Source organism: Micromonospora sp. NBC_01796, from assembly GCF_035917455.1.
GTDB lineage: Bacteria > Actinomycetota > Actinomycetes > Mycobacteriales > Micromonosporaceae > Micromonospora_G.
On sequence record NZ_CP109078.1, the window covers coordinates 7,228,514 to 7,253,057 of the forward strand.

The 24,544-nt window shown below is 71.6% G+C and carries 25 protein-coding genes; 15 read left to right on the forward strand and 10 right to left on the reverse strand.

Going from position 1 to position 24,544, the window contains the following annotated elements; all coding sequences use genetic code 11:
* Positions 1-24 precede the first annotated feature (24 nt).
* Together OIE47_RS32170 and OIE47_RS32175 are read left to right on the forward strand one after the other, a co-directional pair.
* Complete coding sequence (locus OIE47_RS32170) at positions 25-651, forward strand: carbonic anhydrase (RefSeq protein WP_326558294.1); 627 nt, start codon at positions 25-27, stop codon at positions 649-651.
* 7 nt (positions 652-658) lie between these two features.
* Positions 659-856: a hypothetical protein gene (locus OIE47_RS32175; protein ID WP_326558295.1), complete on the forward strand. Its 198-nt coding sequence runs from the start codon at positions 659-661 to the stop codon at positions 854-856.
* 42 nt (positions 857-898) lie between these two features.
* On the opposite strand, the gene OIE47_RS32180 is transcribed toward OIE47_RS32175, so the two are convergent.
* The gene (locus OIE47_RS32180) at positions 899-2,050 is read right to left on the reverse strand and encodes an SRPBCC domain-containing protein (protein WP_326558296.1); all 1,152 of its coding nucleotides are present in this window, start codon (positions 2,048-2,050) and stop codon (positions 899-901) included.
* Between the two features lie 98 nt (positions 2,051-2,148).
* On the opposite strand from OIE47_RS32180, the gene OIE47_RS32185 reads away from it, so the two are divergent.
* The gene (locus OIE47_RS32185; RefSeq protein ID WP_326558297.1) at positions 2,149-3,450 is read left to right on the forward strand and encodes a hemolysin family protein; all 1,302 of its coding nucleotides are present in this window, start codon (positions 2,149-2,151) and stop codon (positions 3,448-3,450) included.
* A gap of 146 nt (positions 3,451-3,596) precedes the next feature.
* Positions 3,597-3,740, forward strand: a complete 144-nt coding sequence (locus tag OIE47_RS32190) for an amidophosphoribosyltransferase (protein ID WP_326563298.1) — start codon at positions 3,597-3,599, stop codon at positions 3,738-3,740.
* Between the two features lie 3 nt (positions 3,741-3,743).
* Here the strand turns inward: OIE47_RS32190 and OIE47_RS32195 are convergent, their stop codons facing one another.
* On the reverse strand, positions 3,744-4,415 hold the full coding sequence (locus OIE47_RS32195; protein ID WP_326558298.1) for a hypothetical protein: 672 nt from the start codon (positions 4,413-4,415) through the stop codon (positions 3,744-3,746).
* Between the two features lie 133 nt (positions 4,416-4,548).
* On the opposite strand from OIE47_RS32195, the gene OIE47_RS32200 reads away from it, so the two are divergent.
* Positions 4,549-4,749 carry a hypothetical protein gene (locus OIE47_RS32200; RefSeq protein WP_326558299.1) on the forward strand — a complete coding sequence of 67 codons (201 nt, stop codon included), beginning with the start codon at positions 4,549-4,551 and terminating at the stop codon, positions 4,747-4,749.
* 39 nt (positions 4,750-4,788) lie between these two features.
* Here OIE47_RS32200 and OIE47_RS32205 read toward each other — a convergent pair whose 3' ends face one another.
* The 4 genes from OIE47_RS32205 to OIE47_RS32220 all read right to left on the reverse strand — a co-directional run bounded on the left by OIE47_RS32205 (position 4,789) and on the right by OIE47_RS32220 (position 7,520).
* Complete coding sequence (locus OIE47_RS32205; protein ID WP_326558300.1) at positions 4,789-5,289, reverse strand: hypothetical protein; 501 nt, start codon at positions 5,287-5,289, stop codon at positions 4,789-4,791.
* Positions 5,290-5,291: 2 nt separating this feature from the next.
* Positions 5,292-5,501: a phosphatidylethanolamine-binding protein gene (locus tag OIE47_RS32210; protein WP_326558301.1), complete on the reverse strand. Its 210-nt coding sequence runs from the start codon at positions 5,499-5,501 to the stop codon at positions 5,292-5,294.
* Positions 5,502-5,582: 81 nt separating this feature from the next.
* Positions 5,583-6,524, reverse strand: a complete 942-nt coding sequence (locus tag OIE47_RS32215; RefSeq protein WP_326558302.1) for a universal stress protein — start codon at positions 6,522-6,524, stop codon at positions 5,583-5,585.
* A gap of 108 nt (positions 6,525-6,632) precedes the next feature.
* Complete coding sequence (locus tag OIE47_RS32220) at positions 6,633-7,520, reverse strand: alpha/beta hydrolase family esterase (protein WP_326558303.1); 888 nt, start codon at positions 7,518-7,520, stop codon at positions 6,633-6,635.
* Between the two features lie 159 nt (positions 7,521-7,679).
* On the opposite strand from OIE47_RS32220, the gene OIE47_RS32225 reads away from it, so the two are divergent.
* Entirely contained in the window at positions 7,680-7,976 is a 297-nt protein-coding gene (locus OIE47_RS32225; protein ID WP_326558304.1) for a hypothetical protein, read from the forward strand.
* Between the two features lie 24 nt (positions 7,977-8,000).
* Here OIE47_RS32225 and OIE47_RS32230 read toward each other — a convergent pair whose 3' ends face one another.
* Positions 8,001-8,696: a GNAT family N-acetyltransferase gene (locus tag OIE47_RS32230; RefSeq protein ID WP_326558305.1), complete on the reverse strand. Its 696-nt coding sequence runs from the start codon at positions 8,694-8,696 to the stop codon at positions 8,001-8,003.
* Between OIE47_RS32230 and OIE47_RS32235 the strand changes: the two genes are divergently transcribed.
* The 9 genes from OIE47_RS32235 to OIE47_RS32275 all read left to right on the forward strand — a co-directional run bounded on the left by OIE47_RS32235 (position 8,659) and on the right by OIE47_RS32275 (position 21,653).
* The gene (locus tag OIE47_RS32235; protein ID WP_326558306.1) at positions 8,659-9,399 is read left to right on the forward strand and encodes an SAM-dependent methyltransferase; all 741 of its coding nucleotides are present in this window, start codon (positions 8,659-8,661) and stop codon (positions 9,397-9,399) included. The genes OIE47_RS32230 and OIE47_RS32235 overlap by 38 nt on opposite strands.
* A gap of 502 nt (positions 9,400-9,901) precedes the next feature.
* Positions 9,902-11,149, forward strand: coding sequence for an acyl-CoA dehydrogenase family protein (locus OIE47_RS32240; RefSeq protein ID WP_326558307.1), 1,248 nt, complete (start codon positions 9,902-9,904; stop codon positions 11,147-11,149).
* Between the two features lie 35 nt (positions 11,150-11,184).
* Positions 11,185-12,858 carry an ABC transporter substrate-binding protein gene (locus OIE47_RS32245; RefSeq protein WP_326558308.1) on the forward strand — a complete coding sequence of 558 codons (1,674 nt, stop codon included), beginning with the start codon at positions 11,185-11,187 and terminating at the stop codon, positions 12,856-12,858.
* The gene (locus tag OIE47_RS32250) at positions 12,858-13,814 is read left to right on the forward strand and encodes an ABC transporter permease (protein WP_326558309.1); all 957 of its coding nucleotides are present in this window, start codon (positions 12,858-12,860) and stop codon (positions 13,812-13,814) included. The genes OIE47_RS32245 and OIE47_RS32250 overlap by 1 nt, the downstream gene beginning before the upstream one ends.
* A complete protein-coding gene (locus tag OIE47_RS32255; RefSeq protein ID WP_326558310.1) occupies positions 13,811-14,695 on the forward strand; it encodes an ABC transporter permease in 885 nt (294 codons plus the stop codon). The genes OIE47_RS32250 and OIE47_RS32255 overlap by 4 nt, the downstream gene beginning before the upstream one ends.
* Positions 14,695-16,359, forward strand: coding sequence for an ABC transporter ATP-binding protein (locus tag OIE47_RS32260; protein ID WP_326558311.1), 1,665 nt, complete (start codon positions 14,695-14,697; stop codon positions 16,357-16,359). Before OIE47_RS32255 ends, OIE47_RS32260 begins: the two co-directional genes overlap by 1 nt.
* A 70-nt stretch (positions 16,360-16,429) precedes the next feature.
* Positions 16,430-17,863: an LLM class flavin-dependent oxidoreductase gene (locus OIE47_RS32265; protein ID WP_326558312.1), complete on the forward strand. Its 1,434-nt coding sequence runs from the start codon at positions 16,430-16,432 to the stop codon at positions 17,861-17,863.
* Positions 17,860-19,689: an ABC transporter ATP-binding protein gene (locus OIE47_RS32270; RefSeq protein WP_326558313.1), complete on the forward strand. Its 1,830-nt coding sequence runs from the start codon at positions 17,860-17,862 to the stop codon at positions 19,687-19,689. The genes OIE47_RS32265 and OIE47_RS32270 overlap by 4 nt, the downstream gene beginning before the upstream one ends.
* Positions 19,686-21,653 carry an ABC transporter ATP-binding protein gene (locus OIE47_RS32275; RefSeq protein ID WP_326558314.1) on the forward strand — a complete coding sequence of 656 codons (1,968 nt, stop codon included), beginning with the start codon at positions 19,686-19,688 and terminating at the stop codon, positions 21,651-21,653. The genes OIE47_RS32270 and OIE47_RS32275 overlap by 4 nt, the downstream gene beginning before the upstream one ends.
* A 12-nt stretch (positions 21,654-21,665) precedes the next feature.
* Here the strand turns inward: OIE47_RS32275 and OIE47_RS32280 are convergent, their stop codons facing one another.
* From OIE47_RS32280 to OIE47_RS32290, 3 genes are read right to left on the reverse strand one after another with little or no spacing between them, the layout of a single operon-like run.
* Positions 21,666-22,412 (reverse strand): ABC transporter ATP-binding protein, encoded by a 747-nt coding sequence (locus OIE47_RS32280; protein WP_326558315.1) that lies wholly within the window; start codon positions 22,410-22,412, stop codon positions 21,666-21,668.
* Positions 22,379-23,245 (reverse strand): ABC transporter permease subunit, encoded by an 867-nt coding sequence (locus tag OIE47_RS32285; protein WP_326558316.1) that lies wholly within the window; start codon positions 23,243-23,245, stop codon positions 22,379-22,381. The genes OIE47_RS32280 and OIE47_RS32285 overlap by 34 nt, the downstream gene beginning before the upstream one ends.
* On the reverse strand, positions 23,242-24,222 hold the full coding sequence (locus OIE47_RS32290; RefSeq protein WP_326558317.1) for an aliphatic sulfonate ABC transporter substrate-binding protein: 981 nt from the start codon (positions 24,220-24,222) through the stop codon (positions 23,242-23,244). The genes OIE47_RS32285 and OIE47_RS32290 overlap by 4 nt, the downstream gene beginning before the upstream one ends.
* Between the last annotated feature and the right edge of the window lie 322 nt (positions 24,223-24,544).

Genomic DNA, 24,544 nt, shown 5'->3' on the forward strand with positions numbered 1-24,544 from the left:
CCCGGCCGGCGGTGGGAGTGACGGATGTTGGAGACGGGTCTGCAGTGGCCGGCGAGCCCGGCGGCGGCGTTGGAGTTGCTCCTGGAGGGCAACAAGCGTTTCATCAGCGGGAATCGCCTTCATCCGCACCAGGACGCCGACCGTCGGACGGCCCTGGCGCCGGCTCAGCGGCCGTTCGCGGTGCTGTTCGGCTGTTCCGACTCCCGGCTGGCCGCCGAGATCATCTTCGATCGTGGCCTGGGTGACCTGTTCGTGGTCCGTACGGCGGGACACGTGGTCGGGGCGGAGGTGCTGGGCAGCATCGAGTACGCCGTCGCGGCACTGGACACGCCGCTGATCGCGGTGCTCGGGCACGACTCCTGCGGCGCCATCGCCGCCACCCTGGCCGCCATCGAACGGGGCATCACCCCGGCCGGGTTCATGCGGGACGTGGTCGAGCGGGTGATGCTGAGCGTGCTCCCGGTACGCGAACAGGCGATCACCAACCCGGACATCGCGGTCGAGGAACACGTCCGATACACCGTGGACATGCTGGCGCACCGGTCGGCTGTGATCGCCGAGCGGTTGGCCGACGGCAGGGTCGGGGTGGTCGGTCTGTCGTACCGGCTGGCCGAGGGCAGCGTGCGCCGAGTGGGCGCCTTCGGGGTGTAACGGCCTCATGGACCCGGTGACGACCTGGCGGGACCGCAACCACCGGTGGCGGATCGAGGCGATCCGTGCACCGGACCTGAGGTTCGCCATCTACGCCACCAACGGCACCACCGAGTCGGCGCCGCTCTGGCTGTTCGGCCTGGCGGGACTCGCCCGCTGGTTGATGATCCAGGGTCTCGAACTCGACGACCTGGAGGAGTTGTGACCGTCGGTGGCACCGCGCCACCGACTCCCGGCCCGACCGGTGTCACACCCCGGCGCAGGCGCGATCACCCACCCGGCAGCTCTCCGGCTGACGTTCGCTGAGTGCCGCGTTCACCTGGAAGGTGAACCGGGCCGAGCCGCCCGCGGGTACGGCCGAACCGGTGAACGTGACGGTGCGCCCCTTCTGGTCGTGGTTCGCACCGGAGGCGTCGACCACCGTGGCGCCGCCGTGCAGGACAACGGTGACCGACCACTGGGCCGCCTCGGCCGTACCGGAGTTGGTCAGCACGATCTCGCCGGTGTAGCCGAGCAGTTCGTTGGAGGCGCGGTTGTACCGCGCGTCGAGGTTGGGTTGGCCGGGTGGCGGGGCGTTGCCGGCGGCCGGCGCACCGGCGGTGGGCGGGGCCGGGGTTGTCGCGGGGGTCGGCGTCGCGGAGGGGCTCGCTGGTGCCGATCCCGTCGGGGTCGCCCGGGGTGCGCCGGCCATGGACGCGACGGCGCCCGGCTCGGATGGGGGTGCCGGGCTGGCGCCGGGGGAGCCGGACGCGGTCCCGGTCGACGCCTGCGGGGCGGCGGTGGTGGTCGAGGCGTTCGGCCGCAGGACCGCGAACACCACCATCACGCCGCCGAGCAGGATCGCGGCGGCGATCAGCCCGGCGGTCAGCCGCCGTCGGCGTCGCTCCGGGTCGGCACCGGTGGGCGTGCCGGCCCACCGGTCAGCGTCGTCCGCCGTGTCGTCCGGTACGTCGGTCATGTCGGTCTCGGAGGTGAAGTCGACCTCGCGGAACGCGAGCCAGTCGAGTACGGCCGGCAGCGGGCCGGCGAGCAGTTGCTGGAAGCCCTGCTGGCGCTGCTCGTCCTGCTCGGCGGTCCAGTGCCCGTCCGTGCCGGACTGCCGTACGGTCAGCCGGGACCCCTGTTCGGTCTCGGCCAACTCGAACGTGACCAGCACCCGTACGCCGTTCTCCCGCCAGCGCAGGACCAGCCGGCGGGGCTCGTCGACCTCGACCACCGCGCCGTTGACCTCCCCGTCGAGTCCGGGTAGCCCGATCGGTCGCAGTTCGAACGGGGCGCCGTTCTCGGGCAGCAGGTCGGTGGCGCCGAGCCACTTCTCGAGGAACTGTTGGTCGGTCAGCGAGCGCCAGACCCGGTCCACCGGGTGGCGCAGTTCGACCTCTGTCCGGATATCGGTCACCGCGTGACTGTACCGACCCACTTGTCCGGGCAAAGCGCCCCGCCGGTCGTACCGCTGCGGTTAGGTGACCTCAGGGGCGGAGGGGGGCGACGGGGGTCGTGGGCGGACACGCCACGGAGTTGGCACTGGTGCTGCTGCTGGTCCTGATCAACGCGGCCTTCGCCGGCAGTGAGATGGCGCTGGTGTCGTTGCGGGAGGGCCAGTTGCGTACGTTGGCACGGGGTTCGCGCGGTGGGCGGATCCTGGCCCGGCTGGCCCGCGATCCGAACCGGTTCCTGGCCACCACCCAGATCGGCATCACCCTGGCCGGGTTCCTCGCCTCCGCGGCGGCGGCGGTCTCGCTCGCCCAGCCGTTGATCGGCCCGTTGGGCTTTCTCGGCGGCGCCGCCCGACCGGTCGCGGTGGTGCTGGTGACCGCCATCCTGACCTTCGTCACGCTGGTGCTCGGCGAACTGGCCCCCAAGCGGATCGCGATGCAGCGGGCCGAGCGGTGGGGTCTGCTGGTCGCCCGGCCGCTGGACCTGTTCGCGACCCTGGTACGGCCGGTGGTCTGGCTGCTCAGCGTCACCACGAACCTGGTGGTCCGGGTCTTCGGCGCCGACCCGCACGCGACCCGGGAGGACATCAACCCCGAGGAACTGCGTGAGCTGGTGGTCAGCCAGCGGGGGGTGTCGCCGCAGCAGCGGGAGATTCTCACCGGGGCGTTCGAGATCGCCGATCGGACCCTGCGGGAGATCCTGGTACCCCGGGGCGAGGTCACCAGCCTGCCCGCGACGATGCCGATCGAGCAGGCCCTGCACCGGATGGCGGAGACGGGCAGGTCCCGGGCGCCGGTGACCGGCCCGTCCGGGCTGGACGACGTGATCGGGGTGGTGCACATCCGCGACCTGGTCGGTGGTCCCTGCCGGGTCGACGAGCGGGCCCGGACGGCGGTGTTCCTGCCCGAGACGCTGCGGGTCGCCGACGCGATGCGTCAGCTGCGCCAGCAACGCCACCAGCTCGCCCTGGTGGTGGACGAACGGGGTGCCATCGACGGGCTGGTCACGATGGAGGACCTGCTCGCGGAGGTGGTCGGCGAGTTGTACGACGAAACCGACCGGGACGTCGAGGCGGTGGTTCGGGAGGCGGACGGGGCGCTGCTGGTGCCGGGAACCTTCCCCCTGCACGATCTGCCCGATCTCGGCATCACCCTGCGGGTTCCGCTCACCGGGGAGTACACCACCCTGGCCGGTCTGATGCTGGCCCGGCTGGGGCACCTGCCCACGGCCCCCGGCGAGACGTTGCGGCTACCGGGACTGACCGCGCAGGTGGTCGAGGTCGGCGGTCACGCCATCCGCACCGTACGGCTGCGTACCGGCGACGATCGTGGGCCGGCTGACGGGTCGGACGACAAGCGGTGACCGCGACGTCCGGACGTCCGGGAACGGGCGCGGCGGGTCGGCGGCGACCCGCCGACCCGTACGGGGATGGTCCGCCCGACCGCCGGACGCCCCACATTCTCGTCGTTACGGTGAATCCCGTGAAAAATAACGGATTGCGGACTTTCCTGTCGGTCCTGGCGGGACTGGCGGTGATCTTCTTCGGCACCAGCGAGGGTCAGGGCGTGTCCACCGCCATCCTGGTGCTGGCGGCGGTCGCCGGGCTGATCGTCTGGCACCTCACCAAACCGGGCAACACCTCGACGAGCTGACCCTCAGCGGGCCGCCACCGCGCGGGCCAGGTCCCCGGAAAGCTCACGGTCGTCGATCGGCTGCTCGCCGAGGGAGACCCGGACCAGGGCCGACGCCAGCCGGGCGAAGTCCGCGCCACCGGTCAGGTCGCCGAGCTTGTCCGCCGAGGCGGGCAGGCCGAGCCGCTGTGCCCCGGTGCCCACCCGACGGTCGGTGTACGGGCGCAGTTCCGGCCAGACCGCCTGAACCTCGCGCAGGAAGATCTCCGACCCGGTCGGTCCGATACCGGGGAACTCGACGATCAGGCGACGCAGCGCCGGCGGATCGTCGCCCGCCTCGGCATGCAGCTTGCGCAGGTCACCGTGCCAGCGCTCCTGGCAGAGACGGGCACCGTCGGCCAGCATGGTGGCGGTCCGTTCGTCGTAGCGCCGGTAGTGCCCCCGGCCGAGCGCGGCCAGCAGGCTGCGCCGGTTCGCCTCCGCCATCTGCTGCGGTGAGCGGTAGCCGGCGGCGAAAAGCTCCCGGGCGGCAGCGATCGCCACGCTTGCCCGGATCCGGGTGCTCAACAGCGTGGTGAGCACCAGTAGCTGGTACAGCGGGGCAGGCCGGTCGGCCAGCTCGATCCCGGCCTGCTGGGCGTACGTCTGCCCGTACCGGTCGAGCAGGGCCCTGACCACCTCACGATCGTTGCTCATGCTCCCTGCCTACCCGCTGGCGCCGCCGCTAGCCCGACCGGAGCACCCGCATGGCCGACCGGCGGCCGGGTAACCGACGGGGTGCGGGTCGGTGCGACCAGGCACCGGCGCCGAGCACGGAAGGAGACAGAAAATGACGAACGTGCAGCAACCGGAGATGCGACGCAACGAGAACAACCCGACCGTGCAGGACAGCAAGGGTCCCCGACCCGGAGACCGGCGCCAGTCCTCCGGTGGCGCCGCCAGACCTGTCCCGCCGGACCAGGTCTCCCCGTACGGACCGTCGTCCCGACCGGTCGCGCAGGCCGGCGAGCACGACCACCGGTCCGAGTAACCCCGTCGGCACCGGCGGCTGGAACGTCGGCGTGCACGGTCATCGGGACCGGCGCGACCGACCCAGCCGGTACCAGGTGGCCGCCGCCGCGAGGCCGTACACCAGGTGCGGGACGGCGTCGGACACCCAGTCGGAGCGACTCCACCGGCGCGGATCACTGACGCCGAAAACGGCGAACGTCGTGTCAGTCGCGAACATCGCGGCCGCACCCATCGCGATCCCGGTGACCGGCAGCGGCAACCGTCGTCCCGCCGTGAGCAGGGTGACCAGCACCGCGGTACCGACTCCGGTGCCGTAGCCGAGCAGGGGCCCGAGGCCCGAGCGGCGGTTCGCCGCCCGATCCTCGGGTCCCAGATCCAGGTGTACGGTCCGGGCGAACCGTCCTGCGGTCTCCTCCGGCGTACTGCTCGCCGGTCGAGCCCGGATGATCATGTCCAGGTAGGTGACCGCGTTCAGTGCCAGCGTGCCCACCGTGCCGGCGATCGCACCGTCGATGGCGGCACCGCCCCGGTCGACACCCGATTCCCCGTACGCCCGCATGCTCAGCTCCGCTCGCCGCGTCCGCGTTCGCCCTTGGGACCGCGCCCGCGTTCACTGCGCAGCACACCCCGTTGGCCCCGGTCGTCCTGTAGGACCTGGTTCGCGACGGTGTTGGCGCCCTTGTCGACGGCGCGTCCGGAATCCTCGATCAGTTTGCGCAGCCGCGCCCGTTCAACGTCGTACGCGTTGCTGCCCGGTCGTGGTCCTGGCATTGGTTTGTCCCCGTTCCGTTGTGTCCGACGGCGTACCCGGGGTGTCTACCCGCCCAGGTGGGGGCCATTCGCGCCGCCCGGTCAGAGGTCGGCGTCGCGCCTGGCGTCGGTGACCGTCTGGGCGTGCGGCTCCGGTTGCGCCGGCTCGGTCTCGCGTACGACCATCACCGGGCTGTCCGCGTGGTGCAGGACGTGCTGGCTGACCGAACCGAGCAGCAGGGCACCGAGCGGACCCCGACCGTGGCCGCCGACCACCACCAGTTGGGCGTACCGCGAGAGTTCCACCAGGGCGGGCGCCGCCCGTCCCGGTATCAGTTGCCGGTTGATCTCCACCTGGGGATAGCGCTCACGCCACCCGGCGACCGACTCGGCGAGTACCCGGCCCTCGTCGTCGCGCAGCGCGTCCCGGTCGTGCACGGTCGGCAGGACGTCCCCGGCCTGGGTGGAGACCGGGTGGCGGTAGGCGTGCACCGCCACCACATGGGTTCCCCGCATCGCGGCCTCGTCGACGGCGAAGGCCAGCGCGGCGGTCGACCGGTGGGAGCCGTCGATCCCGACCACGACCGGACCGCTCGGGTCGGGCCGGCCCCGGGCGACCAGGACCGGGCTGGCCGCGTGGGCGGTGACCTGGACCGCGACCGAGCCGATGATCAGGCTGGTGAGGCCACCGAGGCCGTGGTCGCCGATGACCACCAGGGCGGCGGCGGTCGACTCACCGACCAGCACGGCGGTGGCGAAACCGGCCACCACCTCGCCGGTGACCCGGAGATCCGGCGCGGCGGCACGGGCCTCGTCGACCGCCTCGGCCACCACCCGCTCGGCCTGTCGGCGCAGCCCGCCCTCGGCCGGTCCGGCCGGTGACGGCTTGCCGGAGACCTTGAGTTTCGGCCAGACGAAGGCGTGCACCACCCGCAGCGGGCAGGATCGGCGCAGCGCCTCGTCCACGCCCAGCCGGACCGCGTTCAGACCGGTCGGCGAGCCGTCCACGCCGACCACCACCGGCGCTCCGCTCGGTACGTCCACGGGCCGCCCCTCCTCCGGTCTACGTGGGGGTACGGGGTCACCCTCAGTATGGGCAGGTCGACGGGCCGGGGGAGCCGATAGCCGGGTACCGCCCCACCCGGCGCCCGGTCACGACAGCCGGGGATGGGCGGCGAAGAACTCCCAGAGGAGGTCGGTCGCGACCAGTCCCGCCTCCGGTGCCGCGATCGAGCCGGTCTTCGCACCGGGCCAGGAGTGGCCCATCCGGTCGAGCACGTACACGTCGACGTCGCTGCCGTCGGCGCACCGGGTGCGGGTCAGGGTGATCGCCTCGGCCACCGGTGCGGGCGGGGGTGTCGCCGGTACGCAGCGCAGCCGCTCCCGCCACGCGGCGACCCCGGTCCGGAACCGTTCGGCGTAGCGGTCCTGGCCACCGATGAAGGTGATCACCGAGACCGGGCTGCGCGGGACGTAGTCGGTCTTCGCGGCGGACGCCCCGATGTACCCGCCGCTGACCGCGCCGATCGCGGCGAACACGCCGGTCGCCTCGACCGCGGCCCGGAAGCTCAGGTCGCCGCCGTTGGAGATGCCGGTGAGGTACACCCGGTCCGGATCCACCCCCCAGGCATCGACGAGGTGTTCGGTGAGGGCCCTGAGGAAACCCACGTCGTCGGCGCTGCCGCAGCAGACCAGGGCGTTGAACCCGCCGTTGACCCCGTCCGGGTACGCGACCAGGAAGTTCTCCCGTTCGGCCTTGTCGTCCAGGCCGATCATCTGACTCAGGCCCAGCCCCTCCCCGGGATACGGGTGCAGAGCGATCACCAGCGGGACGGGGGTTGCCCGGTCGTAACCCGTGGGCGCGTGCACCCGGTACCTGCGGGTGACCCCGTCGTGGTCGAGCGTCAACCGGTGTTTGCCGGGTGCGGGTTGTACGGCGGGGGAGGAGGCGACCGGGGGTGCCGACGGCTCCCCGGTGTCGCAGGACGCGAGGCCGAACAGGAGGCACAACGCCGTCACCCAGAGCATGATCCGTCGCACGACAGTTCCCCTCCCCGTCCCCGTTGGCCCATACCCTGGGTTCGCGGGTCGGTGGGGGTCAACCCTTTCGGCGTACGCCGAAACCCGGTTCCACCGGGAAGCTGCCGATAATCTGCCTTTGTTCGCGGCCCGACCACCGCGATCACCATGGGGGCGACGATGGTTACCGTAGAACTCACCCGGTTCCGGGTGGCATCGCGGCGAGCCGAGGAGCTGCTTGCCGCGCGGCCGGCGATGTTGCGCGACTTCGAGGCCGACCGGGTGGGGTTTCTCGACGCCCGGCTGGTGCAGTTGCCCGACGACGAGTGGGTCGACATCGTGTTCTGGCGGTCGCCCGAGGATCTTGCCGCGTCCCGCGCCAAGGGCGGGAACCTGCCCTACATCCAGGCGTTCTTCGAGCTGATCGACGAACTCGTCAGCTCCGAGGAGGGCAAGATGCTCGACGGCCAGCTCTAGGGTGCGCCGTGCCGGCCGTTCCGCTCAGGCCAGGTCGGTGGCGGGGTCGATCACCCAGTGGTGGGACCGGAGGATCCGGCCGGCGAAGGAAACCTCCTCCTCCCCGGCCAGGGTGAAGCCGAGGGAGCGGCAGATGCCGTTCGACGGTCCGTTGGTGACCGCGGGGTAGGCGTGCACGAGCCCCCAGCGCCGATCGTCGCGGGCGCGCTCGAGCACCTCGCGGGTGGCCCACTTGGCGAGCCCTCGGCCCTGGAACTCGGGCAGCACCATCCAGCCGATCTCGGACGCGACCTCGCCGTCGGTCTCGTGCGACCACAGCGTCACCGTGCCGGCGACCTGGTCCGGGTTGGTCTCGTCGGGCACGATCATCTTGATCCAGTCGCTGTCCGCCGCGGCCCGCTCGACGTCGCGCGCGACCTTCGCCTCGATGCCCGTACGCGGCAGCGGGCCGCCGAGCTCGTCCATCATCACCGGATCGCAGCGCATCCGGACGTAGGCCTCGACGTCGCCCAACCGCACATTCCGCAACAGCACCGTTGCCCCCGTCCACCCGCCGTTTCGTTTCCCGTCCGCAGTCCACCACACCGGTACGACAACCGGCGCCGCGCCACCCGGCGACCCCGTGGTCCACTCTGTACGCTGAGCCGTCGACCGATCGAGAGCAGCAGCAGAGGACTCCGCGATGACCGAGACACCCGTCGCCCCGAGTACCGCCCGCATGATCGACTACTGGCTCGGCGGCCGGCACCACTATCCGATCGACGTTGCCGCCGCGTCCGCGTTCGAGGGCGCGTACGGCCCCTGCGCGGAGATCTTCCGCTCGCTGCGGGCCTTCCTCGGCCGCTCCGTGGCGTACGTGGCCGGCCAGGGGATCGAGAACTTCCTGGTCTTCGGCGCCGGTGTGCCCACCCGGGGCAACGTGCACGAGGTGGCCGCCGACGCACACGTCCTCTACACCGACATCGATCCGGTCACCATCGCCCTCGGGCAGGAGGTCCTGGCCGGGCACGACCGCGCCGGTTACGCCTTCGGCGACGCGACCGATCCCGCCGGCATCGATCCGGAGGCGCTGGCGCGGTTCCTGCCGGGCTGGGGGCGGGAGCCGATCGGGGTGGTCTTCCTCGGGCTGGCCGCCTTCCTCGACGACCCGACCCTGGCCCGTACGCTCGACCAGCTTCACCGTGCCGTCGCGCCGGGCAGCATGCTGGCGTTCGACTTCGACGGGGAGGAACTGACCGGCTATCCGGAGGCGTTGGCGATGATGGGGGAGGGCTTCCACATGCGCGACCCCGCCACCCTCCCGGCCCTGCTCGGGAAGTGGCAGCCCACCTCCGACGGGATCGTCCCGGTGGCTCGGTGGCGTCCCGAGGGCGGACCGGTCGAGGTGCCGGACGCCTTCCACGGCGGCATCGCGCTGCACTGACCGACCACCCCGTCGCGGCGACATCGAGGGCGGGCCCAATTCCTATTAATCCCGTAGAACATACTGGGAAAATAGGTGAGCCAGGTCACAATGATCTAGACCTTGTGCTCGTCGGCCGGCTACCTTCGGCGCCATGAATCGGAGCATCCGCCTGGTCCGGCGCCGCTTCGTCGACTACCAGCGGGTCTGCAGCAGCAGCTGTTGACGCCGCTGGCGACGTGGCCGACACCCCGGCCCCCGTCCCATCCCGGTTGATCGGCCCGCCCGGCCGTCCCGTTCGGACGGCGTCGCGGTCACCCTCGCTCCCGAACCTTCCCCGCCTGGCGGTGCCGGCGTGCCGCAGCGTCGCGCACGCGCACCACCGCCGCCGTATCCGGTGCACCGCGACGACGCGGGCCACCGTGTCCGGGATTCCCGATCGAACCGCCGGGTGCCACCGGCGGTTGCCGCCCGCGCGGAAGCCGTACCGCCCCGCCGCGATCGATCCTCGAAAGGACCGACCGTGCCAAGTCTGCTGCCCATCGCCCCACCCTCCGGCGCCGGCCCGCTCGCCGGCCCCCGACCGTCCGACGACGACCCGGCGCGACACTGGCTCCGGATCACCCGTCGCGTCGCCACCGAACTCGCCACCGACGCCAACGCCCGCGACCACGCCAACCAGCCACCGTTCACCGAGGTCAAGCTGCTGCGCGAGGCCGGACTGCTGACCCTGCTGATCGCCGCCGACCGGGGCGGCGGCGGGCAGGGCTGGCCGACGGCGTACGCGGTGGTCCGGGAACTTGCCCGCGCGGACGGCTCGATCGCCCAGTTGCTCGGCTACCACTACTGGAAGTTCGGTCGGCGCCCGCTCGCCGACGATCCGGAGGTGACCGAGCGGCTGGAGCGCGAAACCGTCACGCACGGCTGGTTCTGGGGCGGCACCGGGACTCCGCTCGACGCCGACCTGGAGGTCCGCCCGGACGGGTCCGGCTACTGGCTCAACGGTCGCAAGACCTTCGCCACCGGAGCCCGGGTGGCGGACCGGATCGCCGCCTTCGCCACGCACGCCGAAACCGGCGAGCGGCTGCGGATCGTGGTGGATCCACGGTGGCCGGGGGTGGTCCGGCCGGACGACTGGGATAGCCTGGGTCAGCGCCTCTCGGCCAGCGGCAGCGTCGAGTTCCGGGACGTGCCGATCACCGCCCGGGACGTGGTGGGCACCCTGCCGCCCACGGGCGTCGAACTGCCCCCGCACCAGACCCTGACCATCCCGTCCAACCAGGTGCTGTTCCAGAACCTCTACCTCGGGGTGGCCGAGGGCGCCCTGCTGGCGGCCCGCGACTACACCCGTACCCGGAGTCGGGCCTGGACCAACAGCGGGCTGGACAGCGCCACCGAGGACCCCTACGTGCTGGCCACCTACGGCGAACTGGTGGCCCGGCTGCAGGCCGCATCGGCCCTGGTGGACCAGGCGGTGACGGCGATCGAGTGGGCCCACGCCAGGGGCGGGGACCTGACCGCGCGGGAACGCGGCGAGGTGGCCGCCCTGATCTCCGCCGGCAAGATCGTCTCGACCCGGGTGGCACTGGACGCCACCGCGCGGGTCTTCGACCTCACCGGCGCCCGATCCACCGCCCGGTCGGTCGGGCTGGACCGGTTCTGGCGCGACGTGCGCACGCACACCCTGCACGACCCGGTCGCCTACAAGCAGCGCGAACTCGGCGACTTCTTCCTCAACGACACCGTCGTCACGCCGACGGCGTACTCCTGATCGGACAACCCCCAGTGAACAGCCAAGGAGCCTCCGTGCGCGTACGACGCAAGATGCAAAGCCTGGCCGGTGTGGCCGTACTCGCCCTGCTCGCCGGGTGCGGGGCGGGCGGTGGTGCGACCGCCGGGCCGGGCACGGCCAACGAGCCGGCCAGAGGTGCCGCGCTCAACGCCGAGGGGACCCCGGTCTCCGGCGGGACGCTGCGACTGTCGATGAACACCGACCCGCTCTGCCTGGACCCGCACGCCATCTCCTCCGACGTGGAGCAGATCTTCGGCCACATCCTCACCGACAACCTGATCTACCTGGACGAGCAGGGGCAGCCCGGCCCGTACCTGGCCGAGTCGTGGCAGATCTCGCCGGACGGCCGGACCTACACCTTCAAGCTGCGCCAGGGTGTGACGTTCAGCGACGGGACCCCGTTCGACGCCGAGGCGGTCCGGGTGAACTTCGAGCACATGCTCGACCCGACCACCCGCTCACCGCTGGCCGGACCGTACATCGCCCCGTACAAGGACAGTAGGATCATCGATCCTTACACCATCGAGGTGCACCTGAGCGTTCCGTACAGCCCGTTCCTGGACGTCCTCGCCCAGGGCTGGCTCGGCCTGCTCTCGCCGAAGGCGATCAACGAGACCACCCCGGCGCAGCTCTGCGAGAAGCCGATCGGCTCCGGCCCGTTCGTGCTCACCGGCTACACCAAGAACCAGGGCGTGACGTTCGTCAGGCGCCCCGGCTACAACTGGGCGCCGCCGCAGCTCAAGCAGACCGGCGAGGCGAAGCTCGACGGCATCGAGGTGTCCTGGGTCGGCCAGGACGCGGTCCGGTTCAACTCCCTCACCGGCGGGCAGTACGAGGCCACCGGCTACGTCCCGGCGCAGAACGCCGCCGCACTGAAGAACAACCCCAACTTCGTGTACGCCAACGTCAACCGGATCGGGCTGCCGTACACGGTGGAGTTCAACACCTCCCGCGCCCCGTTCGACAACCTCGACGTACGCCGGGCGTTCGCGGCGGCGGTCAACGTGCCGGCGATCGTGCAGACCCTCGGCTTCGGCGAACGGCAGCAGTCGACCAGCTACGTCGACCGGGTCACCAAGTACTACGACCCGGCCGTCAAGCTGCCCGGCTTCGACCCGAAGCTGGCCAACCAGTTGCTCGACCAGGCCGGGTGGACCTCCCGCAACGGCGACGGCTACCGGACCAGGGACGGCAGGGAACTCGTCGTGCAGTGGCCGGTCAGCCAGGCCGGTACGGTCAGCCCGATCTTCGACCTGATCCAGGCCCAGGTGAAGTCCGTCGGCATCCGGGTGAACATCCAACTCCTGCCGTCGACCCAGGTCACCACCCTGCGCTACGCCGGTGACTACGACCTCACGTACGGCGTCTGGCACACCAACACCCCGGACGTGCTCTACATCAAGTACGCCAGCTTCAGCATCCCGAACTCCAAGCGCCTGGGCCAGAACACCTCGCACCTGTCCGACCCGCAGGTCGACCAGTGGCTGGACCAGGCCCGGCAGACCACCGACCAGGCCACCCAGCAGAAGCTCTACAGCCAGGTCCAGGGTCGCCTCGCGCAACTCGTACCCGGTATCCCGGTCTACGACAACTCGGTCCTCTGGGCGTTCAGCCGGAAACTGCACAACGTCTCGGTCGACACCTCGCACGGCACCCCCCTGTTCACCTACGCCTGGCTGGAGAAGTAGTGGCGGCCCGGGCGGAACGGGCCCGCGCGCAGGTCAGACGGATCGGCGCCCGGGTGCTCGCCGGGGTCGGGGTGCTCTGGGGGGCGGCGACGCTGTCCTTCCTCGCCCTGCACGCGACCGCCGGCGACGCCGCGCTGGCGACCGTCGCCGGTGACGGCGCCAACCCCACCCAGGCCGTCCTGGAACGGGTACGCCAGGACTACGGGCTGGACCTGCCGCTGCACCGGCAGTACCTGAACTACCTCGGCAACCTGCTCACCGGTGATCTCGGTGAGTCGTACCAGCAGCGGATCTCGGTCACCCGGGCGATCGGGGAGCAACTCGGCCCCACCGTCGCCCTGGCGCTCAGCGCCGCGCTGCTGGCCCTGGTCCTGGCGGTCACCGTGGCGGTCCTCACCGCCGGCCGCCGTCGCTGGGTACGGTCGACCGCCTCCGGTGTCGAGGTGGTGATCGCCTCCTTCCCGACGTTCGTCCTCGGCCTGCTGCTCCTGATCGTCTTCTCGTTCCGGACCGGGTGGTTCCCGGTCTCCGGCAACGACGGCTTCTCCGCCCTGGTCCTGCCCGCGGTCACCCTGGCCCTGCCGATCGCCGCGGTGCTCGGCCAGGTGCTGCGCGCCGAACTCGAGGACGTCCTGGAGCAGCCGTTCATCCTCACCGCCCGCACCCGCGGCATGCGCGACACGGCGGTACGCGTACGGCACGCCCTGCGGCACGCGCTGATCCAGATCGTCACCATGTCCGGCTACATGATCGGCACCCTGCTCGGCGGCGCGGTGATCACCGAGACCCTGTTCGTCCGCCGGGGCGTCGGGCAGCTCATGCTGACCGCCGTCACCACCAAGGACATTCCGCTGGTGCTCGGGGTGGTGCTCTTCGCCGCCGCCGTCTACGTGGTGGTGAACCTGGTCGTCGACATCGTCTACGGCCTGGTCGACCCGAGGGTGGTGACGGCGTGACGGCGCTCGACGTACCCGTGGCGGCGCTGCCGTCGGCGACCACCCCGACCGCCCGGCGGCGGCGGTCCCGGCGCCGGTCGGTCCGTCCCGGTGTCGCCCTCGCGGCGGTCTTCCTCGTCCTGCTGGTGGTCGCGGCGCTGGTGCCGGACTGGCTGGCGCCGCAGGATCCGCTGGTGCTCAGCCCGGACGGCGCGTTCCTGCCGCCCGGTCCGGGGCACCTGCTCGGCACCGACCAGACCGGTCGCGACGTGCTCAGCCGGATCATCCACGGCGCCCGCCCCACCCTCATCCTCGGGCTCGGGGCGACCGCGCTCGCGGTCACCGGCGGCACCCTGCTCGGCCTGCTCGCCGGCATCGGCGGCCGGTTCGTCGAGGGCACCCTGATGCGGCTGGTCGACGTCGCGTTGGCGGTGCCGGACCTGCTGCTGGCCCTGGTCGTGATCACCCTGGTCGGTACCGGCACCACCAACGTGCTGTTCGCGGTGGCCTTCGCCAGCGTTCCGTACTACGCCCGGATCGTCCGCGCCCAGGTACACGTCGTCCGCCGGGCCACGTACGTCGAGGCGGCCACCACCCTCGGCCTGAGCCGCTCGGCGGTGATCGCCCGGCACGTGCTGCCGAACGCGCTCAAGCCGCTGGTGGTGCTGGCCACGATCCGGATCGGCGACGCGATCGCCAACGGGGCGTCGCTGAGCTTCCTCGGCCTCGGCACCCCGCCACCGGCGGCCGAGTGGGGCAGCATGCTCTCCACCGGCATCCAGTACATCTCCAACGACTGGTTCATGCTCGCCGTACCCGGTCTGGCCATCACCCTGACCGTGCTCTCGGTGACGGTGGTCGGCCGGGACCTGCGGCGCCGCTCCGAGGGGAGGGCCTCCTGATGGCCGACCCACTGCTCACCGTGGAGAACCTCCGGGTCGACTTCGACGGGGTGACCGTGGTCGACGGGATCTCCTTCACCATCGGCCGGGGCGAGTGCCTGGCCCTGGTGGGGGAGTCCGGTTCCGGCAAGAGCGTCACCTCGCGCAGCCTGGTCGGCCTGACCGGCACCGGCGCCCGGGTACGCGTCGACCGGCTCGACTTCGAGGGTGAGGACCTGACCCGGCTCTCCCAGCGGCGATGGCGTCGGATCCGGGGAGCGCGGATCGGGTTCGTGCTCCAGGACGCGCTCTCCTCGCTGGACGGGCTCCGCCCGATCGGGCGGGAGGTCGCCGAACCGCTGGCCCTGCACACCCGGCTCACCCGTACGGCTCGGCAGCGGCGGGTGGTCGAACTGCTCGCCTCGGTCGGCGTACCGGAGCCGGAGGTGCGGGCCCGGCAGTATCCGTACCAGCTCTCCGGCGGGCTGCGGCAGCGGGCGTTGATCGCCTCCGCGATTGCCTGCGCGCCGCGGCTGCTGATCGCCGACGAGCCGACCACCGCCCTGGACGCCACCGTGCAGGCTCAGGTGCTGGCCCTGCTGGAGACGTTGAAGACGAGCGAGGGCGGCATGCTGGTGGTCAGCCACGACCTGGCGGTGGTGGCCCGGCTCGCCGACCGGATCGCGGTGATGCGCGACGGTGTGATCGTCGAGCAGGGGCCGACCGCGCAGGTCCTCGGCGATCCCCGCCACGACTACACCCGGGCGCTGCTGGCCGCCGTGCCCGGCACCCGTCCGAAGGGCACCCGGCTCTCCGCCGGACGGGTCGCCCCCGAGCCCGCCGCGGGCCAGACCGTCACCGGTGCGTCGGCGCCCGGCGGGTCGCCCGGCCGGTCGCCCGGCGGGGACGTGGTCGAGGCGCGCGGGCTGAGCAAGTCGTTCCTCGGGCCGGACGGGGTCCGCCGCACCGTGGTCTCCGACGTCTCCTTCACCCTCGGCCAGGGCCGGACCCTCGGCATCGTCGGCGAGTCCGGTTCCGGCAAGACCACCACGGCCCGGATGGTGCTCGGGGTGGAGCAGCCCGACGCGGGGGAGGTACGCCTGCACGGCCGCGACTGGGTTGGCCTCGGTCACGCCGAGCGGCGCCGGGAACGGCGCCGGCTACAGGTCATCTACCAGGATCCGCTCAGCTCGTTCGACCCGCGCTACACCGTCGAGCGGGTGATCGGTGAGGCACTCGGGGTGATCGGCCATCCGCGGGGCGCCGGGCGCCGGGACCGGACCGTCGAACTGCTCGAACAGGTCGGCCTGGACGCCGGTTACCTCGGCCGGCGACCGCTGGAGATGTCCGGCGGGCAACGGCAGCGGGTGGCGATCGCGCGGGCGCTCGCCCCCGAGCCCGAGGTGATCGTCTGCGACGAGCCGGTCTCCGCGCTGGACGTCTCGGTCCAGGCGCAGGTGCTCGACCTCCTCGCCGACCTGCAACAACGGCTCGGGGTGTCGTACCTGTTCATCTCGCACGACCTGGGCGTCATCCACCACGTCAGCGACCGGGTGCTGGTGATGAAAGACGGCCGGGTGGTCGAGGCCGGTGACACCGCGCAGATCTTCGCGCACCCGCAGCACGAGTACACCCGTGCCCTCCTCGCCGCCGTGCCCCGACTGCACCCGACCAGATCCGCCTAGCCATATCACCTAGCCTCCTAGGATGCGCTACGGGGCGAGGGGTTCGCCACACTCACGAAGGACACCGAAGATGACCGCTGACCCCGCCAAGAAGAAGATCCACGTCAACCTGTTCGAGATGAACTGCGTCGGACACATCTCGCACGGCCTCTGGGTGCACGAGGACAACAACCGGCACCGCTTCAACGACATCGAGTTCTGGACCGAGCTGGCCGAACTGCTCGAGTACGGCACCTTCGACGCGGTCTTCCTTGCCGACGTGATCGGCGCGTACGACGGGTTCCGGTCCGGTCCGGAGACGGCGCTGCGCGAGGCGGTGCAGATCCCGAACAACGATCCGCTGCTGGTCATCCCGGCGATGGCGGCGGTCACCCGCAACCTCGGGTTCGCGGCCACCTTCTCCACCACCTACGAACCGCCGTTCGCGTTCGCCCGCCGGATGAGCACCCTGGACCACCTGACGAAGGGGAGGGTGGCGTGGAACGTGGTCACCTCGTACCTGCCGAACGCGGCCCGTAACTTCGGCCTGCCCGACGAGGTGGAGCACGACCGCCGGTACGCGATCGCCGACGAGTACCTCGACGTCCTCTACAAGCTGTGGGAGGGCTCGTGGGACGATGATGCGGTGATCACGGACCGCGCCGACCGGGTGTACACCGACCCAGCGAAGGTCCGCTATATCAACCACGTCGGGGAGCACTACCGGGTCGCCGGCCCGCACCTGTCGCAGCCGTCCCGGCAGCGGACCCCGGTGATCTACCAGGCGGGCGCCTCCGATGCCGGCAAGGAGTTCGCCGCCCGGCACGCGGAGGCGGTCTTCACCGGTGGCAGCACCCTGGACGAGGTGCGGGCGAACGTCGAGGACACCCGCAGCCGGGCCAAGGCGTACGGGCGTGACCCGGAGCACATCAAGTTCCTCGCCGGTGCGGCGGTGATCGTCGGGCGTACCGACGCCGAGGTGGACCGGAAGGTGGCGGAGTTCCGGCGGTTGCGCAGCGTCGACGGTCATCTCGCGCACGCCGGCGCCGGACTGGACTGGACCCGCTACCCGCGAGCCGAGCGGATCGGCGACATCATCGCCCGGCAGGACCCCGGCTACCAGCGGCTCGGTCGCCGCTACCGGCCGGAGCAGACCGTCGGTGAGGTGCTCGACCAGATCGGCTCGTTCAACCGGGGCCCGTTCTTCGTCGCCGGCACCCCGAAGGTGGTCGCCGACGAGTTGGAGCGGTGGGTCGACACCGGCGGCATCGACGGGATCAACCTGCGCCAGTTCCTCACCCCGGGTACCGCCGAGGACTTCATCGAGCTGGTCGTACCGGAGCTGCGGCGCCGGGGTCGCTACCGCGAGTCGTACGACGACGGTGAGACGCTGCGCGAGCGCCTGTTCGGGGCCGGGCAGGCCCGCCTGTACGACGTGCACCCGGGCGCCCGCTACCGGGACCCGGCGCAGTTGTCGGTGCCGGCGACCCCGCTGCGGGTGAGTACGGCGGGCAGCCCGGCGTGACCTACCGCGCACCACGGGCGGCGATCGACCCGGATCCGGCCAAGTCCTGGCTACGTCGGGCGTTCCCGCTGGTGGCGGCGCACAAGCGGCTGCTGCTGACCTCGCTGGTGCTGTCGTTCGTCGGCCTGGTCGTGCAGGTGCAGATCCCCAACGTGATGCGGCTCGGCATCGACCACGCGATCATCGCGCGCGGCGGTGACCTGGGCCGGTACGTCTGGTGGGTGGTCGGGTTGGCGCTGGGTCAGACGGTGGTCACCTACCTGGCCCGGCGCTACCTGCTGCGCACCGCGTACGAGATCGAGTACGACCTGCGCAACATCATGTTCGCCCACCTGATCCGGATGCCGTTCGGCTTCTACGACCGGGTGCAGACCGGTGAGCTGATGTCGAGGTCGAGCTCGGACATCCGGGCGGTGCAGATGTACCTCGCCTTCGGGCCGTCGATCCTGGTGCAGTGCACGATCGCCGGGATCGCGTTCGTGCTGATGCTCACGATCAACGTGCCGCTGGCCCTGGTCGCGATGGTGACCATGCCGATCATCGGGCTGCTCGGGGTTGCCATGCGCAAGGCGATCTTCCCGGTCTCCTGGCTGATCCAGGCGCGGCTGGCCGGGCTCGCGACGGTGGTCGACGAGAACATCAACGGGGTCCGGATCGTGAAGGCGTTCGCGGCCGAGGGGCGGCAGCTCGACACCCTGGCCACGGCGGCGGACCGGGTGCGGTGGGCGTACCTGACCGATGCCCGGATCCGTTCCCGCTGGTCGCCGGTGATCGAGAACCTGCCCCGGCTGGGGCTGGCGCTGGTCCTGCTGGCCGGTGGTTGGCTGGTGTTCGACGGGCGGACCACGGTCGGCACGATCGTCGCCTTCAACACCTACGTCCTGATGCTCCAGCCGCCGTTCCGGATGCTCGGGATGATGATCATGATGGGTCAGCGGGCAGCCGCCTCCGCCCAACGGATCTACGAGATTCTGGACACCCGCTCCGACGTGGTGTCGCCCCCGCACCCGGTACGCGCCGACCTCCGCGGCGACCTGCACCTGGATAACGTGCGGTTCACGTACGCGAACGGGACGCTCGCCCTCGACGGCCTGGACCTGCGGGTCCGCGCCGGTGAGACGGTGGCGGTGGTGGGGCGCACCGGGTCGGGCAAGTCGACCCTCGGCCGGCTCCTGGCCCGCTACTACGACGCCGACAGCGGCGCCGTCCGCATCGACGGGCACGACGTCCGCGACCTCGACCTCGACCTGCTGCGCGAGCAGGTCGGCATCGTGCCGGACGAGCCGTTCCTGTTCTCGGTGTCGATCCGGGACAACATCGCCTACGGCCGCCCGGACGCCAGCCTCGAGGAGGTTGTCGCGGCGGCGGTCGCGGCCGGGGCGGACGGTTTCGTCCGGGCCCTGCCGGAGGGCTACGACACGGTGGTCGGGGAGCGCGGCTACACCCTGTCCGGTGGCCAGCGTCAGCGCCTCGCCATCGCCCGCGCACTGCTGGTCAACCCGCCGGTGCTGGTCCTCGACGACGCGACCAGCGCCATCGACGTGACCGTCGAGCACCGCATCCACGCCGCCCTGCGCGACCTCATGCGGGGCCGGACCACCGTGATCGTCGCGCACCGGCTCTCCACCATCGGGCTCGCCGACCGGGTGGTCCTGATGGAGGCCGGCCGGGTGGTGGCCGAGGGCAGCCACGCCCACCTGCTCGCCACCGAACCCCGCTATCGGGCGGTGCTCGCCGAACGGAACCCGACCGCACCCGTGGACGGGCCCGGCACCGGTACAGCGCCGCGCCAGGGGCTGGGACCGGCGATCGAGGTGTCGCGATGAGCATGTTCGGTGGCGGCTTCGGCGGACCCGGTGGCGGCTCGGCCGGCGGCCCGATGGGTGGCCTCGGCGGGATCGGCGCCGGCCGGGGCAGCGGCAAGTCGGCCAACCACGGCAACGGGCTGCCCTTCGCCGGGATCCCGGACGAGCTGCTCGCCGGTGTCGCCCGGCTGGAGGCGAGCGAGCCCGAGCCCGAACCGCAGTCCAACACCTTCACCGCCCGGCCGCCGGACGAGCCACCGCTGACCCTGTCCACCATCGTCGCCCGCTACCGGGGCACCCTGCTCGTCGCCTGCCTGCTGGTGGTCCTGGAGACGCTGCTGTTGCAGGCCGGCCCGTACCTGGTGCAGGTCGGCATCGACCACGGCATCGTGGCCCGGGACCCGTCGGTGCTGCTGCTGGCCACCGGCGCGTTCGCGGCCACCGTCCTGCTCGGCGGGCTCGCCGCGGCTGCCCGGACCCGGCAGACCGGCCGGCTGGCCGCGTACGCCATGCGCGACCTGCGGGTACGCGTCTTCGCCCAGCTCCAGCGGCTGTCCATGGACTACTTCACCCGGGAGAAGGCCGGGGTCACGATGACCCGGATGACCTCGGACATCGAGTCGCTGCAACAGCTCCTCCAGGACGGCCTGGCCCAGTTCGCCGGGCACGCGCTCACCATGCTGGTGATCGTCGCGGTGCTGGTCGGCTACGACCCGGAACTCGCCCTGATCATGCTGGTGCTGGTCCTGCCGCCACTGGCCGCCGCCTCGATCTGGTTCCGGGTCGCCTCCGACCGCGGTTACCGGCGGCAGCGTGACGCGGTCGCGGCAATGTTCTCCGACCTCGCCGAGGGCCTGCACGGCGTACGGGTGGTGACCGCGCACAACCGGCAGGAGCGCAACGTCCTGGCCCACCGGGAGGTGGTCGGCCGTTACCGCGACGCCAACGACTTCACCGGGCACATCAGCGCCGTCTACGGTCCGGGCAGTTCGGCGATCGGCCTGCTCGGCCTGGCCGCGCTGCTGTTCATCGGTGGCCGGATGGTGCTGCGCGGGGAGCTGAGCATCGGTGAGCTGACGGCGTTCGTGCTCTACCTCAACGCCTTCTTCCAGCCGGTGCAGCAGCTCGTCCAGCTCTACACCAGCTACCAGCAGGGCCGGGCGGCGGTGAGCAAGCTGCGGGAGCTGCTGCAGACCCCGCCGAGCGTGGTCGAGGCGCCGGACGCGGCGGCGTTGCCCCCGGTCGGCGGTGAGATCGAGTTCGACGACGTGACGTTCGGCTACGATCCGACCCGGCCGGTGCTGCGCGGGATCAGCCTGCGGATCGCCGCGGGGGAGACCGTGGCGTGCGTGGGGCCGACCGGTGCCGGCAAGTCGACCCTGGCGAAGCTGGTCACCCGGCTGTACGACCCGGACGCCGGCCGGGTGCTGATCGACGGGCACGACCTGCGTGACGTCACCCTCGCCTCGCTGCGCCGGCAGATCGGCGTGGTGCCGCAGGAGCCGTTCCTGTTCGCCGGCTCGATCCGGGACAACGTGGCGTTCGCCCGGCCCGAGGCGACCGACGACGAGGTCTGGGCGGCGGTGGACGCGGTCGGCCTGCGGGACCTGGTCGAACGTTCGCCGCAGGGGCTGGCGACCCCGCTGCACGAACGTGGTCAGTCGGTTTCCTCCGGTGAGCGGCAACTGCTCGCGTTGGCCCGTGCGTTCCTGGCCCAGCCCCGGGTGGTCCTGCTCGACGAGGCGACCGCGAACCTGGATCTCCAGTCCGAGCTGCGGGTGGAGGCGGCGCTGGACGTACTGCTGGAGGGGCGTACGGCGATCCTGGTCGCGCACCGGCTCTCCACGGCCGCGCGGGCGGACCGGATCATCGTGATCGACGACCACGGCATCGCCGAGTCCGGCTCCCACCGGGAGCTGCTCACCCGCGACGGCCCGTACGCCCGGATGTTCGCCACCTGGGCGGCCGGCGCCGGCCACTCCTGACCGGTGCCGGTCTCAGGCGACCGGCACCCCGAGCCGGTCGAGCAGGTGCCGGCGCAGCCCGCCGAAGCCGGGTGCGTCGTGCGTGCGCGGACGGGGCAGGGGTACGGCCGCGTCCTCGACGATCCGGCCGTGTTCCAGGACCAGCGTCCGGTCGGCGAGCAGCAGTGCCTCGTCGACGTCGTGGGTGACCAGCAGGGCGGCGAAGCCGTGTTCGGCCCGGAGCCGGCCGAGCAGGCCCTGCATCCGCAGTCGGGTGAGTGCGTCGAGGGCACCGAACGGCTCGTCGAGCAGCAGCACCTCGGGTTCCCGGACCAGGGCGCGGGCGACCGCGACCCGCTGCGCCTGGCCCCCGGACAGCTGAGCCGGCCAGGCCCGGTCCCGGTCGGCGAGGCCGACCTCGGTCAGTGCCGCCCGGACCCGGTCGCGTACGTCGGGACCGGTGAGGCCGAGCGCGACGTTGTCGCCGACGCGTTTCCAGGGCAGCAGCCGGTGTTCCTGGAACACGACCGCCGGCCGGCCCCGGACCTCGATGGTGCCGCCGGCCTCGGGGTCGAGTCCGGCGAGTGCTCGCAGCAGGGTGCTCTTGCCGGAGCCGGAGCCGCCGAGCAGCGCCACCACCTCGCCCGGCCGGATCCGCAGGTCCACGCCGTCGAGCACCACCGTGCCGTCGAAGTCCCGCCGGACCCCGGTCGCGGTGACCACCGGTGCCCGGTCATCGGTGCCGTTCAGCTCGCCTGGACGTGTACGCCGGTCCGCCATGTCAACGCCCTCCTCTCCAGGATTCGCAGCGCGACGTCCGACAGCAGGCCGAGCAGGGCGTAGATGAGCAGGCCGAGCACCACCACGTCGGTCTGGCTGAACTCCCGCGCCTCCATCATGAGGAAGCCGATACCGGTCTGGGCGTTGACCTGTTCGCCGACGACCAGGCTCAGCCAGGCGGCGCCGATGGCCAGCCGGAGGCCGAGGAACAGGGCGGGCAGCGCGCCGGGCAGGATCACGTGCCGGATCCGCTGCAACGCGTTCAACCCGCAGGTCCGGGCCGCCTCGACCAGGCGTACGTCGATGTCGCGGATGCCGGCGTACATGTTGAAGTAGATCGGGAAGAACGCACCGAGGCAGACCAGGGTGATCTTCAGCGACTCGCCGATGCCGACCCAGATGATGAGCAGCGGGACCAGGCCGAGGTGGGGGAGCATCCGGGCCATCTGCACCGGCGGGTCGACCAGGTCGTCCCCGATCCGGAGCAGTCCGGCCAGGGCACCCAGCACCACCCCGAGGGTGCCGCCGATGGCCAGCCCGATCGCCGCTCGGGTGAGCGAGTCGGTCAGGTGGGTCCAGAGGATCCCGTCGACGGCCAGCCGCCACCCGGCACGGAGCACCTCGCTGGGGGCGGAGAGCTTCTCCGGTGCCAGCAGGCCCGTGCGGGACGCCAGTTCCCAGGCCAGTACGAGCACCAACGGACTGATAACCCGTCGCCACCGGGCGCCGGTGCGGCGGCGGCGCCTCGGCCCGGACGGTACCGACGCGGCTGGTACGCCCGCCGCGCTGGGACCGTCCGGGCCTTGGGTCGGCACCAGCGTTGGTCGGGTCACCCGAGTACCTCGGCGAACCGGGTGTCGACCCGGTCCCGCATGTCGATCGAGGTCGGGATGAGTTCGAGCTTGGTGAAGCCGTCCGCGATGGCCTGGAGTTCGTCACCGATCGCCGGGGTGACCGGGGCCAGGGGGCGGGCGCTGCGGGCGAGTGCGCGGGTGGTGACGTCCTCGGGGATCTTCAGCTCGGGGGCCAGGATCTTTGCCCGGTCGGCGGGGTTGGCGATGCCCCAGTCGGTGACCTCGCGGTAGGTCTCGAGGAAGGCCCGGATCTGCTCGGGCTTGTTCTTCAACGCGTCGGGGGAGACCAGCAGGTACTCCCGGTTGCCGGCCAGGCCGGTCGCGTTGGCCAGGATTTTCACCCCCGGCTGTTCGGCGAGGGCGAAGTACGGGTCCCAGATGATCCATGCGTCGACCTGCCCGGCGTCGAAGGCGGGCCGGCCCTCGGCGGGCTTGAGGTACTTGACCTGGATGTCGTCGAGCGTCATCTGGTTGGCTTCGAGTAGTCGTACCAGCAGCCAGTGCACGTTCGAGCCCTTGTTCAGGGCGACCGTCCGGCCCTTGAGGTCGGCGAAGCTGTTGATCCCGCTGCCCTCCTTGACCAGTACCGCCTCGCCCTCGGGGATCTCGGCCGAGGTGCCGATGATCTTGAAGGGGATCTTCCCCGCGGCGGCGAAGATCGGCGGGGCCTCGCCCACCTGGCCGATGTCGATCGCGTCGGCCTTGAACGCCTCGGTCAGTGCCGGGCCGCTTTCGAACAGCGACCAGGTGGTGCCGGCCGCCGCGTTGCGCGCCTTGACCAGGCTCAGGCCCCCGAATCGCTGGTAACCCACGCGAAGTGGCGCCTCGGCGCCCGAGGCGTCGTCGCCGTCCCCGCAGCCGGCGACCAGGCCGACCGTGGCCAGCAGGCCCGCGCTGAGCGCGATCGCCAGGATTCTTCGCCAGCCTCGGCTGCCGGTACGCGTGCCGATCGACATGAGTGACTCCCGAGCATCGAGGACGGTGAACGCTCCACAGTGGGTGGAGTCGCGGCGGTGGCTGCCGGCGACCATGCTTTGGGCGGTCGCCCAACGCCGTCAATGTCCTGTGACGCAGGTCACTCTTTGCCTCTGCCTGCTCCTGCTTCCGCTCGCGTGGCCCACCGGTGGCCCCGGCTGAAGGCATCGTGAGCTGCGGATATGGGCGCCCGTTGGGAGTGGTGGCGGAGGTCGCTCGGGGTGGCTTGTCCTATTCGACCGATAGAAAAAATCGGTATTCACGACGGGGGTGCCGACCGGGTGTCGCGTCTCACCCGACCCA